At 40.8% G+C, this 14,854-nt stretch carries 11 protein-coding genes; 2 read left to right on the top strand and 9 right to left on the bottom strand.

Features of this window, described 5'->3' with window-relative positions:
* The 8 genes from lpxD to Q1Q15_RS05255 form a co-directional block, all read right to left on the bottom strand.
* On the bottom strand, nucleotides 1-1,047 hold the full coding sequence (gene lpxD, locus Q1Q15_RS05290; RefSeq protein WP_300457412.1) for a UDP-3-O-(3-hydroxymyristoyl)glucosamine N-acyltransferase: 1,047 nt from the start codon (nucleotides 1,045-1,047) through the stop codon (nucleotides 1-3).
* 5 nt (nucleotides 1,048-1,052) lie between these two features.
* Nucleotides 1,053-1,586, bottom strand: a complete 534-nt coding sequence (locus Q1Q15_RS05285) for an OmpH family outer membrane protein (protein WP_300457410.1) — start codon at nucleotides 1,584-1,586, stop codon at nucleotides 1,053-1,055.
* A gap of 22 nt (nucleotides 1,587-1,608) precedes the next feature.
* Nucleotides 1,609-4,248 carry an outer membrane protein assembly factor BamA gene (gene bamA / locus Q1Q15_RS05280; protein WP_300457408.1) on the bottom strand — a complete coding sequence of 880 codons (2,640 nt, stop codon included), beginning with the start codon at nucleotides 4,246-4,248 and terminating at the stop codon, nucleotides 1,609-1,611.
* A gap of 27 nt (nucleotides 4,249-4,275) precedes the next feature.
* Nucleotides 4,276-4,965 (bottom strand): ABC transporter ATP-binding protein, encoded by a 690-nt coding sequence (locus Q1Q15_RS05275; protein ID WP_300457406.1) that lies wholly within the window; start codon nucleotides 4,963-4,965, stop codon nucleotides 4,276-4,278.
* The gene (locus Q1Q15_RS05270) at nucleotides 4,958-6,181 is read right to left on the bottom strand and encodes a lipoprotein-releasing ABC transporter permease subunit (RefSeq protein WP_300457405.1); all 1,224 of its coding nucleotides are present in this window, start codon (nucleotides 6,179-6,181) and stop codon (nucleotides 4,958-4,960) included. The genes Q1Q15_RS05275 and Q1Q15_RS05270 overlap by 8 nt, the downstream gene beginning before the upstream one ends.
* Before the next feature lie 3 nt (nucleotides 6,182-6,184).
* The gene (gene lysS, locus Q1Q15_RS05265; protein ID WP_300457403.1) at nucleotides 6,185-7,663 is read right to left on the bottom strand and encodes a lysine--tRNA ligase; all 1,479 of its coding nucleotides are present in this window, start codon (nucleotides 7,661-7,663) and stop codon (nucleotides 6,185-6,187) included.
* Nucleotides 7,664-7,768: 105 nt separating this feature from the next.
* Nucleotides 7,769-9,070, bottom strand: coding sequence for an ATP-binding protein (locus Q1Q15_RS05260; RefSeq protein WP_300457401.1), 1,302 nt, complete (start codon nucleotides 9,068-9,070; stop codon nucleotides 7,769-7,771).
* 4 nt (nucleotides 9,071-9,074) lie between these two features.
* Complete coding sequence (locus Q1Q15_RS05255; protein WP_300457399.1) at nucleotides 9,075-10,286, bottom strand: type II secretion system F family protein; 1,212 nt, start codon at nucleotides 10,284-10,286, stop codon at nucleotides 9,075-9,077.
* Between the two features lie 135 nt (nucleotides 10,287-10,421).
* Between Q1Q15_RS05255 and Q1Q15_RS05250 the strand changes: the two genes are divergently transcribed.
* Nucleotides 10,422-13,097 carry a CBS domain-containing protein gene (locus tag Q1Q15_RS05250; protein ID WP_300457397.1) on the top strand — a complete coding sequence of 892 codons (2,676 nt, stop codon included), beginning with the start codon at nucleotides 10,422-10,424 and terminating at the stop codon, nucleotides 13,095-13,097.
* A 64-nt stretch (nucleotides 13,098-13,161) separates the two neighbouring features.
* Nucleotides 13,162-14,172 carry a tryptophan--tRNA ligase gene (gene trpS / locus Q1Q15_RS05245; RefSeq protein WP_300457395.1) on the top strand — a complete coding sequence of 337 codons (1,011 nt, stop codon included), beginning with the start codon at nucleotides 13,162-13,164 and terminating at the stop codon, nucleotides 14,170-14,172.
* On the opposite strand, the gene Q1Q15_RS05240 is transcribed toward trpS, so the two are convergent.
* Nucleotides 14,161-14,853: a pseudouridine synthase gene (locus tag Q1Q15_RS05240; protein ID WP_300457393.1), complete on the bottom strand. Its 693-nt coding sequence runs from the start codon at nucleotides 14,851-14,853 to the stop codon at nucleotides 14,161-14,163. The two genes, trpS and Q1Q15_RS05240, sit on opposite strands and share 12 nt — an antisense overlap.
* Nucleotide 14,854 lies beyond the last annotated feature (1 nt).

The raw sequence follows: 14,854 nt of genomic DNA, 5'->3' as shown, positions 1-14,854 counted from the left end.
CTATTCGTTTTTATTTTCTAACGCTTTTAATCTTTTCTCAAAGGAAAAAAGTTTTTTTCTCATTTCCGGTAACCGGGCGATGATGCTGACAACTTTGCGCCATCGACCATGGGCCATCTGGGGGATACCGGAGACAATGTCATTCTCGCCAACATCACTGTGAACCCCGGCATAGGGACCGACGATAGAACCGTCACCAATGGTAATATGTCCTGAAATACCGGCTTTACCGGCAATAATAACATTTTTGCCGACCCGGGCGCTGCCGGCAATCCCCACCTGGGCGACAAGCAGGGTATTGTCCCCAATTTTAACATTATGGGCGATATGGACCAAATTGTCTGTCTTGACACCGTTCCCGATAACCGTCGTACCAAGCGTTCCCCTGTCAATGGTATTGCATGCACCAATTTCAACCGAATCCCCGATGTGGACATACCCGGTATGGATAATCTTTTCATGCCTGCCGGAATTCTGGGTAAACCCGAAACCATCTGAACCAATGACGGTTCCGGAATGAATCAACACATGACTGCCGATGTAAGATCGTTCCATTATGGAAACATTCGGTTTTATAGTCGTATGGCTTCCAATACAGGTGCCATCCCCTATAAAAACATTGGGCATCAAGTGCACATGATCCCCCAGGGTGACGTGATCACCAATAAAGACACCGGATTCGATGACCGGATGGCGACCCATTTTTACATCCTGCCCCACGGTTGCATGGGAATGAATCCGGCAGGGATATTTTTTTGCCGGGTAAACACTTGAAACCAGTTTAAAAAACGAAAACTTGGGGTTTTCAGTTTTTAAAAAAATCCCTTGATACCCGCTGCTCTGTTCAATGGAAAAGGTGTGGGGAACAAAAATCACACCGGCTTTTGTCTGCTCCAGACGGGTGAGAAATTTTGTATCACAGGCAAAGGTTATATCCGTTGATTGTGCATCCTCAAAAGAGGACACCCCTGAAACGGTAAAAAACGGATCGCCAATGATTTCAGCCCGGGTAAGCGCTGCGATCTCATTTACGGACAGGTTCATCATTCGGCCTAGTTGGTTTTAGACACTTTTAAATTGTATTTTTTAATCAATTGATCGGTAATATCCAGTTGACTGGGGTGATACAGTATACCAGCGGTCTTTTTTTCGAGAATCAACAAATAGCCTTGTTCTTTTCCAATTTCATCGGCAATCGCAAACACTTCTTTTTGAATTGAATTTAACAGTCTTAACTCCAGCCCCTTGAATTCTTTTGCAAAGTCATCCTGCATCTTTTTAAAATCATTCACCCGGATCCGAAACTCCCGTTGTTTTTCTTTTTGTTTTTCAGGGCTCAGGACCAGGGCTTCCCTTTCAAAGGCTTTTTGCAATTCATCCAGTTGATTTTTTTCAGTTTGTAATTTTTTTTGTAATTCAGCACCCTTTTCACTGATTTGTTTCTGGGTTATTTTCCCTGCGCTTGAGTCCTTTAGTATTTTCTGAAAATCAATCACGCCGATTTTTGCAATATCCGCACAAAACCCCCCGGGAACACTACCGAAAAAAAATAGTATCATACTTAACATAACGATTGTTCTTTTCATCAAACCCTCCAAAAATTAAATTTTAGAAAGAAGCGCCAACAGAAAACTCAAATTGACCATCACCGCGCTCTTTCACATTTTTACCATCAATCACCCAGCCATATTCAACCCGCAACGGCCCGACCGGAGAGTTCCATCTCACACCCGTTCCCAAACTGGAAAATTGATCACCCAGATCTATATCCTCACTTGTTCTATATACATCACCCCGATCATAAAAGAAAACACCCACGAGTTTGTATTTTTCTGTAATGGGAAAGGTCATTTCCGCATTAAATTGAACATATTTTTCCCCCCCTCTTTCCTGGGAATCGCCATCCCGGGTGCCATCGATATCATATTTATCAAATCCTCTGATGGAATTCATCCCCCCCAGATAAAATCGGATATAATCGATATCAATCGTGCCGTCGGTCCGATCATCCAGATACCCTGCTTCTGCATGCAAGGCACCGGTAAATTTCCAGAAAAGAGGGAAAAAGATGCCTGTTTCAGCAAGATATTTTGTATAATCAATGTCCCCGCCTAAAAATTCCCCGGCATATTCAATGGAAAATTTATGTTTTCCCCCTTCTGTTGGCAAAAAAATGTCATTTCGGGAATCATATTGTATGGAGGGTTTGATACTACTGGTGAGAAAAGAACCAGGCGTAATGGCTGTATATTGGGGTTGAACATTATCGATATCAAAATTTTCAATATTGTAGCTCATGCCGATACTCGTATAGTCGAAAAGCCGGTATCCCATTCTTATGGTTGCCCCTAGTCCTTCTTTATCATAATAGTCATATTCGATCTCTTCTTTATACAGCTGAATCCCACCGGAAATTGCCGTATCCATGATATAGGGTTCAAAAAACCCAATATCGTAAAGCACATTCTCTTCCGAGAGTTTGGCCTCAAACCTCAGGGTTTGTCCTTTTCCAAACAGGTTTCTTTCCTGGATGGAACCGGAGACAAATCCGCCATCAGAACTGCTGAATCCACCGCCAATTGAAAAATTACCCGTTTCTTTTTCAACCACCCGGACATCTAAATCCATTTTATTTTTATCCGAGGTTTCAACGGGGCTGACATCAATTTCAGAAAAATAATCCAACCGGTTTAAATTTTTAAAACTTTTTTGAATATTTTCCTTACTGTAAAGATCCTGCTCAATGATTTTTATTTCTCTTCTAATGACTTTATCCCGGGTTTTTAAATTGCCGCTGATATTCACCCGTTTAAAAAAAACAGGCTCGCCTTTGTCGATTAAATAGGTGATATGCATCATTTTTTCTTGATCGACTTTTTTAATTAAGGGAGAAATATGGACATTTGCAAACCCTTTGTTCGAATAAACATCAGAAATCGTCAGGATGTCTTTTCGAATGGTTTCTCTATTGTACAACAGGTCTTCCTTGGATTCAATTTTTTCTAAAAGTTGTTCCTTGGTCACGATCAGGTCACCGGTAATATCAATTTTTTCAATCTTGTACTGGGCACCTTCATCAATCTTAAAATGAATGGAAATTAATTTTTCACCAATATCAATGATCGGATCAGATACTTTTGCATCAATAAAGCCATTGTTTTTATATAAAGATTCAATTCTGATGACATCGTTTTTAACCTCGGTTTCATTAAGGTCCCCCGAGGTTGTAAAAAAAGAGAAAAAGCCTTTTTCAGATGTTTGCATGGCTTTTTTGATTTTTTTATCGGGAAAGTATGTATTGCCTTCAAAACTAATTTTTTCAACCTTTATTTTTGCGCCTTCATGAATAGTAAACGCTATATCTGCCTGGGAATATTCAAGGGGAAGGATCTCATAGGTGATCGAACAATTATGATAGTTTTTTTCAGTATACATTAACCGCATCCGACTGACATCAGAATTGAGTTTGTGAATATTTAAAATTGAACCGGTTTTTGTGCTGACACTATCTGCAAGTTCCTGGTCTTCATAAATCGAATTTTTATTAAATTTGAGTTTTCGGACCGTGGGTTTTTCAGTGATTTCAAAAATCACTTTAACGCCAGTATCAAGGGATTCTTTTTTAACAAGGACATCATCAAAGTAGCCCATCTCATAAATCTTTCTAAGATCTGTAGATATGTTATCCAGTTTAATGATATCACCGACCTGGGTATCAATAATTCTCAAGATGGCATCGGTTTCAACCCGTTTATTTCCGGTAACGGTAAGATCCGTTATGATTTTTTTGTGATAGAGTTCTCCAGTGATTTCTTTGCTGAGTTGAGAAATTGCACCAAGCAGATGTTCAAGGTTCTCTGCCCCCGCATACAGGGGAAGAGAACCGTCACGTTCATAGATATTAATCAGCCGTGCGTCAATACTGATACTTTCCCCGGCCATAAATACAGAGCCGGTCAAAATATAGTCAACCCCCAGTTCAATCCCATACGTTCTGAACTGCTGAAAATCCCACTGATGCATATCTTGTTTGGTTTCTGAAAATATCACCATGGCGCCTTCCTGCTCAAGCTTTTCAGAAATCATTAACGGAATCTTGGTTTTAAGTCCCTCATTGGGGTGTTTGGCATCAAGGGAAAAAGGAAGGATCGCTACTTTAATATCTGTTTCAGCAAACAAATCACCACAGACCCATAAACAAAAGAAAATAGTAACGATGGCCGCCTTTCTTAAAATAGAGGTATTCATGATTTTATCCCTAACTCTTTTATCTCATTAAACAGGAATTATTTTTCCATCCAGTATGGTAACAGTTCTTTTCATCATCCGGGCGAATTCATTATTATGGGTTACCACAATAACGGTCATACCGATTTCTTTGTTCAACTCATCAATTAGTGCATGAACACTGTTGCTGTTTTTCTGATCAAGGTTTCCAGTGGGTTCATCCGCCAACAATATTTCCGGTTTCATCACCAAAGCCCTTGCCAGGGCCACCCGTTGCTGTTCACCGCCGGAAAGGTCCTCAACCCGATGGGAAATCCTTAATGAAAGCCCTACTCTTTCAAGCATATTTAACGCACTGTTTTCAATAGTTTTTTTATTTTCATGGGCAATTAACCCTGGCATCATCACGTTTTCCAATGCTGAAAACCCTTGAAGCAAATAATGGAATTGAAACACAAAGCCAATTTTTGTATTTCTAAAACTGGCAATTTTTTCATCTCCGGATACGAGCAAGTCCTTGTCCTGAAAAAAAATTTTGCCGGTATCCGGTTTATCCAGTGTACCGATAATGTTTAATAAAGTAGATTTACCAATGCCGGATGAACCGATAATAGCGATGGTCTCTCCTTTATAAAGATTAAAGGATGCCGTGTTCAAGATTTCAATTTTTGCTGTTTTTGAATAAAAACTTTTTGAAACAGATTGAAGTGACATCAATGGTGTTACTGAACTATCCATATCTTAATGCCTCAACCGGATCCATTTTTGATGCTTTATAAGCGGGGTACAGGGTCGAAAAAAAACAAATAACAATAGCACTCCCCGCAATAACCAAAACATCAAGATATTCAAGTTGAACAGGAAGGGTAGAAAATGGATATGCATCCGGTAATTGGATAAAGTCATATCTTTTCAGGACAAAACAACTGGCAACACCTGAAATCGTACCAATACATGTCCCCAGAAAACCAATGATCATCCCTTGAAGCATAAATATTCTTCTGATGGTCTTGTTCGTTGCCCCCATGGCTTTTAACACGGCAATATCCTTGGTTTTTTCCATCACCATCATAATCAGGGCACTGGCAATATTAAACGCGGCAACCAGTATGATCAGCGTTAAAATAATAAACATGGCCGTTTTTTCAAGTTTTAAAGCTGAAAAAAGACTTTTATTGATTTCCATCCAGTCCCGCAGAAAAAAAGGGTAACCCAGGGTATCTGCCAGACTGTCTTTAACCGACTTGACATTAAACACATCGTCAATCCAGATACCGATAGCTGAAATTTTGTTTTTAACACCGGAAAGCTGTTGCGCTTCTTTTAAATGGACATAGGCCAAAGCGCTGTCATATTCGTACATGCCTGAATCAAATGTGTCCGTGACAACAAACCGTTTCATTGAGGGAATATGGCCGATGGGAGAAACAAATCCATTCGCGGACATAAGAATCACCTTGTCACCTTTTATCACGCCCACCAGGTTGGCGAGTTCCTGACCTAAAATAATACCAGGCAGGCCTCCTTTTTTCTGTTCTTTACCCAATCGTTCGTTCAATTGTTCAGGACCCAACCCTTTAATAAGGCTAAATCCCTTTTCAGGATCAATTCCTCGAACCATCACACCGGAAAACGAATGGTTTGACCGGATCATTGCCTGGGCAAATAAAATCGGTGCAGCACCCTTGATGAGTTTTTTTTGTTTAAGTTTTTCTAAAATCGAGGAATAGGTATCAAATTTACCGGCGTAATTCATCACAAGAATATGGGGTTCAAGCCCTAAAATCCGTTTTCGAAAATCCGTTTCAGCGCCGCTCATCACTGCAATAACAATAACCAGGGCCATGACGCCCACCGTGACGCCGGCCACGGAAAGAAACGTGATCAGGGAAATAAACCCTTCTTTTCTTTTTGCCTTAAGGTATTTAACGGCTATAAATGATTCAAAGGTCATTTATCAGACATTTTTTTTCATATGGGGAAAAAGGATGACTTCCCGAATGGAGGCAGAATTGGTCAGCAGCATCACAAGCCTGTCAATACCGATACCTTCTCCTGCCGTGGGCGGCATACCATACTCAAGCGCCTCCACATATTCCGAATCCATGATATGGGCTTCTGAATTCCCTTCATCCCGTTGTCTGACCTGCATTAAAAACCGATTATGCTGATCTTCAGGATCATTGATTTCAGAAAATCCATTGGCAATTTCCCTGCCGGCAATAAACAATTCAAACCGATCTGTCAATTCCGGATTGTTATCGCTTTTTCTGGACAAGGGAGAAACTTCCACAGGATAGCCCGTGATAAAGGTGGGCTGGATTAACTTGGGTTCAACCAGAACATCAAACAATTTGGTTAAAATTTTGCCATGACGGTCTTTTTTTGTAATTTGTATCTTGTTTTCCATGGCAAAATTCAGCAGAGCGTCAGTATTGTCTATCATTCCAGGATCAATTCCACCGATGGTGGTAAGGGATTCAATCATTGAGATGCGCTGCCATCCGCGTTTAAAATCAATGGCCTGTCCCTGGTAGTCTATGGTTGTTGATCCTGATACCTGTTTTGCAATGGATTCAAACATTTCTTCGGTTAAATCCATTAACATTTCATAATCCGCATATGCCTGATAAAACTCAACCATGGTGAATTCAGGGTTATGTCGCGTTGAAACCCCCTCGTTTCTGAAATTCCGGTTAATTTCAAATACACGTTCGAACCCGCCGACAACCAGTCTTTTCAGGTATAATTCCGGAGCGATCCTCAAAAACAGCTCCATTCCCAGGGCATTATGCCAGGTTTTAAATGGCGTTGCTTCAGCGCCACCCGCCACCGGCTGCATCATGGGGGTTTCAACTTCCATGAATCCCTTTTCTTCAAAAAATTGTCGCATGGCAGCGACAATCTTGCTTCTTTTTATAAAAATTTGTCGGGTATCTTCGTTCATTACAAGATCAAGATACCGCTGCCGGTATCTTTTTTCAGGATCTTTTATCCCGTGAAATTTTTCCGGAAGCGGTCTTACCGCCTTGGATAACAACCTGAACTCATTTGCCAGAAGTGTCCACTCACCGGTTTTTGTTTGAAATAAAGGGCCCTTAACACCAATAAAATCTCCGATATCAAGTTTTTTAAACAGAGAATAGGACGTATCCCCCACCCTGTCTTTCTGCAAATAAACCTGCAGTTGCTCAGAACCGTCTTTGAACCGGACAAAAGATGATTTCCCCATCTTATTGATGGCCATCATTCTTCCTGCCATATAAAATTGATCCCCTGTTTCACCTAATGTATCAGGGGACGTTTCAATAATTTCTTTCAGTGATTTAACGGAACAGGAAGGTTTGAAATCATTTGGATACAGGTTAACTCCACCTTCTTTCAAATCATTTATTTTTTCTTTTCGAAGTTGTATCAGCTTGCTTTGTTTATCCATAAATAATTACTTTCATATGTTTACTGCTGTTTGCAGGTCGTTTAATTTGCGTTTTGATAAAGAAAGAATAAATAGCCTAGTTTGCATAAAATTGTCAAGATTTTGTTATTTGCCTCCTGAGGACGCACCATTAAAAAAGACATTAAACACCGTACCCTTTCCAGGCGTTGATTCAAAATCAATCACCCCGTTATAGGTATCAATCAACCGGTGAATAATAGAGAGGCCCAAACCGGTTCCAGCGGGTTTGGTCGTAAAAAAAGGATCAAAAACATGGCTGGCATCTTTCTGACCGATTCCAATACCGGTATCTTCAATGATTAAATACACCCGGTTATTTCTGGATGATTTGAGCTGAATGTTGATCTGGCCATACCCGTTTATGGCCTGGGCTGCATTTTTTAATAAATTCCATAAAATTTGACTCAAATGGGATGGATCCATAAACACATAACCGTCTTGATCTAAATTCATATTAAGGTCAATTTTTTTATTCTGTTCAGGGTCATTTAAAAAAAGCGACACCGTCTCCTCAATTACAGTGGCTATTTTTATTTCACGCGCATTATCTGTGCGGGGTTTTGCAAACAAATGGATATCATTAACAATGGTTTTGAGACGGTCGGTTTCCCGTAAAATAATCTGCATCAGCTTGTCTTCATAAGAGCCGGGACGGGTATCATCCTGAAGCAATTGAATAGACCCTGATAAAGACGCTAATGGATTTTTTATCTCATGGGCAATGCCGGAAATCATTTCATCCATGGCGGCCATTTTTTCAACCCGTTTCAAGTGTTCCTGGACCATTTTCAAATCCTGCTTGGCACCCTTTAACTGAAGTGCCAGCAGACCACTTAAAATGGCCACGGCAAAACAAGCCAGGATGAAAATAATAATTCGGTAAATAATGTGACTTTCATTTATTGCACTGGAAAAATATACCTGACCAAAAAAGGGCGTAATGACTTTATAGTATTCCAGTTCAATCAAAATACCATATTGGAGGCATGAAATCGTGGCAATCATTAAGCTGCCTTTGTGAAGTAACACCATGGACGTATAAATAATGACCACCAGATAAAGAAAGGTAAAAATACTGTCGTAACTGCCGGTAACAAAAATAATGGCCGTGACAATAAAGGTATCGGCAATCGTCTGGAAATATGCCAGCATCAGATGCTTTTTAAATTTATTCAACCAGACAAGATAGAGGATTGAAAGTATTAAAATACCCGCTGCAATATTATACAAGGACAAAAATGGTTGTAAGAAAAAGGATAAATTTTCCCCTGATGAAAAAACAAGGCAGGATACAATCAAAATAATGGCAAAAACAATCCGTGACAGAATAATCCATTTGATTTGAACAAAGGAATCGTCTTTTTCTCGAGAATGAGTCGCTTTCATGGGGCTAGGAGATGGCACCGGCCATGCTGAAAATCGGCAAATACATGGAAATAACCAACCCGCCGACAACCACCCCAAGAAAAACAAGCATAAAGGGCTCTATCATATCTGTCAAATTTTTAACTGCCTGGTCCACTTCATCATCATAAAAATCGGCTATTTTTTCCATCATATTATCCAAAGCACCTGTTGATTCACCCACCGCTATCATTGAACAGACCATGGAAGGGAAAACACCGCTCTCAAGCAATGGATCCGCCATTGATCGTCCTTCGGCAATACCGGTTTTGACATCGTAGATGGCAAACTCAATAATCTTATTTCCAGATGTTTTTGCCACAATATCAAGGACCTCAAGAATGGATACCCCACTTGACAGCATTGTACTGGTTGTCCGTGTAAATTTGGCCACAGCGACTTTTCTGATCAAAAGACCGATAACCGGTAGTCTTAAAAACATGTCGTCCATCAGAACGCGACCTTTTGCGGTGGCATAGAACCGTTTGATAATAAACGAAAAGGCGAATATCCCTCCAATGATATACCCGATATTACTAATGGCAAGTTCGCTGAGCTTCATGACCAATAACGTCGGTCCGGGTAATGTGGCCCCAAAGTCGGCAAACATTTCTGAAAAAACAGGGATGACAAAAACCAGGATAATGGCAACAACAATGACCGCAACACTAAGGGTAATAATCGGATAGGTCATGGCACCCTTGACCTGTCGCTTCAATTTGGCCATTTTTTCCATATAAGCCGACAACCGGTTCAAGATAACATCCAGAATTCCACCGGACTCTCCGGCGGCTACCATATTGATGAATAGTTCGTTAAACACCTTTGGAAATTTTTTCAGTGCATCCGCAAAAGTTTCTCCAGATTCAACAGATTCTTTAATTTTTTTCAAATTTTTTTTAAATGTTGGATTCTCCTGCTGGGACTGAAGGATATCAAGGCATTGAAGAAGCGGTAAACCGGCATCAATCATTGTGGAAAATTGTCTGGCAAATATAATAACATCACTTTCTTTGACTTTCGGCTGAAGAAATTTTATGTTCTCAAAAAGATCTTTGGGTTTTTTTTTGACTCTGACAGGTGTAATTTTCCGTCTTTTCAGATTTTGTTTTACCTGTTCATTCGTCTCTGCCTCCATTTCTCCCTTAACTTTTCTTCCTTTGGGATTTTTTCCCTTCCATTCATAAATCGTGGGCATTTTCAATCCTTTTCAACAGTTTTCAAACCAGGATGACCTTGATAAAATTTAAACTTACCAAAGTCAGATCATTTGTAAAATCCAAACAAATAGACTATATAAATTTTATCAATCGATTACAACAGGAGTTATTTTTTGAGTAAGAAAAAGAAAACGATTACAGCCGAGACGATTATTACCAGCCATATCAATGCAGATTTTGATGCCATCGGCTCAATGCTGGCCGCTCAAAAATTATATCCGGATTCGGTTATTATCTTTCCAGGCTCCCAGGAAAAGAATTTACGGGACTTTTTTATCCGTTCCACAAGTTACCTGTTTAACATGGCAGACCCGGGTTCCATCGACTTTTCTCAAACATCACGGCTGGTGATTGTTGACACACGGCAAAAGAGCAGATTGACCCAGGTCTCCGAGTTGCTCAGTCGAACAGATATTATCATAGACATTTATGACCATCATCCTGCCATGAAGGGCGATTTAACCGGCGCGGTTGAAATTACCCGGCAAACCGGTGCAACCACCACTATTTTAAGCACCTTGTTACAGGAGAAGAACCTGTTGCCCAACCCTGAAGAAGCAACGATTATGGCCTTGGGGATATATGAGGACACGGGGTTGTTTACTTACGATTCAACCACCCGTGAAGACCTTGAACAAGCGGCCTTTCTCTTGTCCTGTGGTGCCAGTCTCAGTACCATTGTCAGTTTTGTGGTCAAGGAAATCAAATCTGAACAGGTCACGTGGTTAAATGAATTGTTAAATGAAATGACCCACCATAAAATAAATGGCGTTGATATCCACATCTCTGTTATTTCCTCTCCTACTTACATCACGGATCTGGCGACACTGGTACAAAAAGTTGTGAGAATGGAGAACCTTGACATTTTTTTCGCCATTGTTTTGATGGGCAATAAAGTCAATATTATTGCAAGGAATAGAATTCCGGAAGTTGATGTCGGCAAGATACTTTCAGGATTTGGCGGTGGCGGCCATTCTTATGCGGCTTCGGCAAAAGTGGATAATCAAACCCTGGCACAAGTTGAAATGAGGCTTTTAGAACGGCTTCAAAAAGAGGTCAAAAGCATTCAAATTGCAAAAAACCTGATGACCTCCCCTGCCATCACCATTGAGCCGCTGGTTACCTGTAAAACAGCCGGAAATCTGATGACACGATATAATATCAACACCCTGCTGGTGGTGGATAAAAAAGAAAACACGTATAAAGGGTATATCACCCGACAAATCATCGAAAAAATATTATACCACAAACTAGCCCATCTGCCGGTGAAAGAATACATGAATTCCGAGGTCAGTTCTATTTCTTCCGACGCTGATGTCGCCCAGATTGAAAATATTATTGTTGAAGGCAAGCACAGAATTCTGCCGGTTATTGATGATGGATGGATTAAAGGCGTCATAACCCGCACGGACCTGTTAAATTATCTGGTTGCCCATAACAAAGCGCTCAAAAGCAATGAAACCGAACTGGGGATCAAGCGGAATGCAAAAAAAAGACAAATTGAAAACATCCTTTACCAGCGACTGGATAACCGGATAAAACACCTGCTTCAAAACATCGGCAAAACAGGCAATGAACTGGGGTTTAATATGTTTGTTGTCGGTGGATTTGTCCGGGACCTGTTGCTGAGCAGACCGATTGAGGATATCGATATTGTGGTGGAAGGCGATGGCATTGAATTTGCTAAAGTTTATGCAAAAAAAGAAGGGTGCCGAATCAATACCTACAAAAAATTCGGCACTGCTGTCATTATATATCCGGATAATTTTAAAATTGACGTGGCATCTGCCAGATTAGAATATTACAAAACGCCGGCAGCACTGCCCATTGTTGAAAAAAGCTCCATCAAACTGGATCTTGCTCGAAGGGATTTTACCATCAATACCCTGGCCATCAGTCTGAATCCGGATAATTTTGGAATGATGATAGACTATTTTGGCGCCAACAGAGACCTGAAAGATAAGACCATCAGGATCATACATAATCTGAGTTTTGTTGAAGACCCCACACGTATTTTCAGGGCCATTAAATTTTCAAACCGGTTTGGGTTCAAGATTGGGAAAGTCACCTCCAATTTAATTCAAAATGCCATTACCATTGACTGCTTTAAAAATTTAAGCGGTCTTCGGGTCTTGTCCGAACTAAAGCAGATTTTCAAAGAAGAAAACCCAATCCCCGCCATTCGAACAATGCAAACCTATGGTCTTGAAAAAATGATTCATAAAGACCTGATCATTATCCCCAACACATATCAACTGCTCGAGTCGGTCAATAAAATACTCGCCTGGCATGATCTGCTGTATATGGATGAACCCTATCCAAGGTGGGCGGTTTATTTTATGGCACTTTTGAACCGGTGTTCATATAAGGTCTGTGAACAAATCTGTATCCGGCTCAACGTACCGTTAAAAGAGCGCAGCATTCTTCTGGAAAATAGATATAAGGCTGAAAAAAAACTCACTGTGATTGAAAACTCGCCCGCATACACGAAACAGGATCTTTACTGGGCGCTCATTCATTTTAAGACAGAATACATTTTGTATATGATGGCGCTGGCCAAAACAGAAGATATCAGGAAAGACATCTCAAATTTTTATACGCATCAAAGAAACATAAAAGCATCTATAACGGGAAAAGATTTATTAAAGATCGGTATAAAACCCGGTCCTGTTTTTACGACCATTCTTAACCAGGTATTAGATGCCAAACTGGACGGACAATTAAAAACAAAAAAAGAAGAAATTCAGTTTGCCACAGCCATGGCTAAGAAAAACAAACTGATTGATTAAATCATGACTTTTTGTTACTCCCCTATATTCAATATAATATAATTTATTTCAGGAATTGTTGAACATGAAAAATGCAGATTTTTTAACTGGAATTACAACCAGTGGCACCCCCCATCTTGGGAACTATGTCGGTGCCATCCGACCGGCAGTGGAAACCAGCAAAAACAAAGACCTTGTATCCTACTATTTTCTTGCGGATTATCATTCTTTAATCAAGAATCATGACCCCGGCTTAAGAAAACAATCTGCACTGGAAATTTCAGCAGCATGGATCGCTTTAGGGCTGGATTATGATAATTGCGTGTTCTACCGCCAATCCGACATTCCTGAAATACCGGAATTGACCTGGATTCTCACCTGTATGACCGCCAAGGGATTAATGAACAGGGCCCATGCATATAAGGCTTCGGTTGCAGAAAACGAAAAACAAGGTGATAAAGACCCGGATAAGGGGATCACCATGGGACTTTTTTCATATCCGATTCTCATGGCTGCAGATATCCTGATGTTTAATGCAGCAAAAGTACCCGTTGGAAAAGATCAGGTCCAGCACCTTGAAATGACCAGAGATATTGCTGCCCGATTTAATCATCTCTATCAAAAGTTGTTTGTGCTTCCTCAAGTGGTTGTGGATGAAACAACTGCGGTTCTCTCAGGTCTTGACGGCCGCAAAATGAGTAAAAGCTATAACAATTATATTCCGCTGTTTGATACCCAGAAACGGCTCAGAAAACTGATCATGAAAATCCAAACCAATTCCCTGGGACCGGATGAGCCAAAGGATCCGAACACCTGTACCCTGTTTTCCATATACAAGGCGTTTGCCTCTGAATCCGAGACCCGGGAAATGGCCGAACGATACCGCCGGGGAATTGCCTGGGGAACCATGAAACAGGAACTTTTTGAATATATTAATGACATCCTGGAAGAACCTAGAAAACAGTATGAAGAACTGATGAAAAATCCATCTGATATTGATGGCATCCTCCAGAAGGGAGCCATGAAAGCCAGGGAATTTTCCGTCCCCTTTCTTGATAAAATAAGAACCGCTGTCGGGATTCACTCACTGGGTTAGTTGTTTGATCTCTTTGAGGGTCAGATAGCGCCATTCGCCTTCTTTTAAATCTCCAAGGTTGATATTTGCCATCCGGATTCGTTTTAACATATCAACCTTGTTCCCGGTTTTGGCCACCATTTTTCTAATCTGGCGGTTTCGTCCCTGTTTTAAAATAATCCGGAACTTGTTTTTTGAAAGCCGGTGAACCCTGGCCCGCCGGGTCCTAACCTTTTCAATCACCATTCCATGGGCCATATGGGTTAACGAAACGTCAGATATGGGGTGAACCGTTGTGACCACATACTCTTTTTCATGATTAAACGATGGATGGGACAATTTATTATGCAGGTCTCCGTCATTGGTCAGCAGTACCAGTCCCTGGGACTCTTTATCCAGGCGACCCACAGGATAGACCCGCTCATCCATATCGATCAGTTCAAGAATAATGGTTTCTTTTTGCTGGGAACAGGAAGTGACAACCCCTTTGGGTTTGTTAACGGCAATATATAGTTTGGGCGATTCTCGTTTTAATATCACCGGTTTATTATCAAACCATACCCGGTCGGTTTCAGGATTTATTTTTGTACCCAGTTCCGTGACCACTGTCTGATTTATGGTGACACGCCCCGCCAATATATAGGTTTCTGCCTTCCTTCTGGAACAAAGCCCGGCATGGGCCAGGTATTTTTGAAGGCGCATG

The sequence above is a fragment of the Desulfobacula sp. genome (genome assembly GCF_030145145.1).
Lineage (GTDB): Bacteria > Desulfobacterota > Desulfobacteria > Desulfobacterales > Desulfobacteraceae > Desulfobacula.
This window is presented reverse-complemented; position numbering and strand designations above follow the sequence as displayed.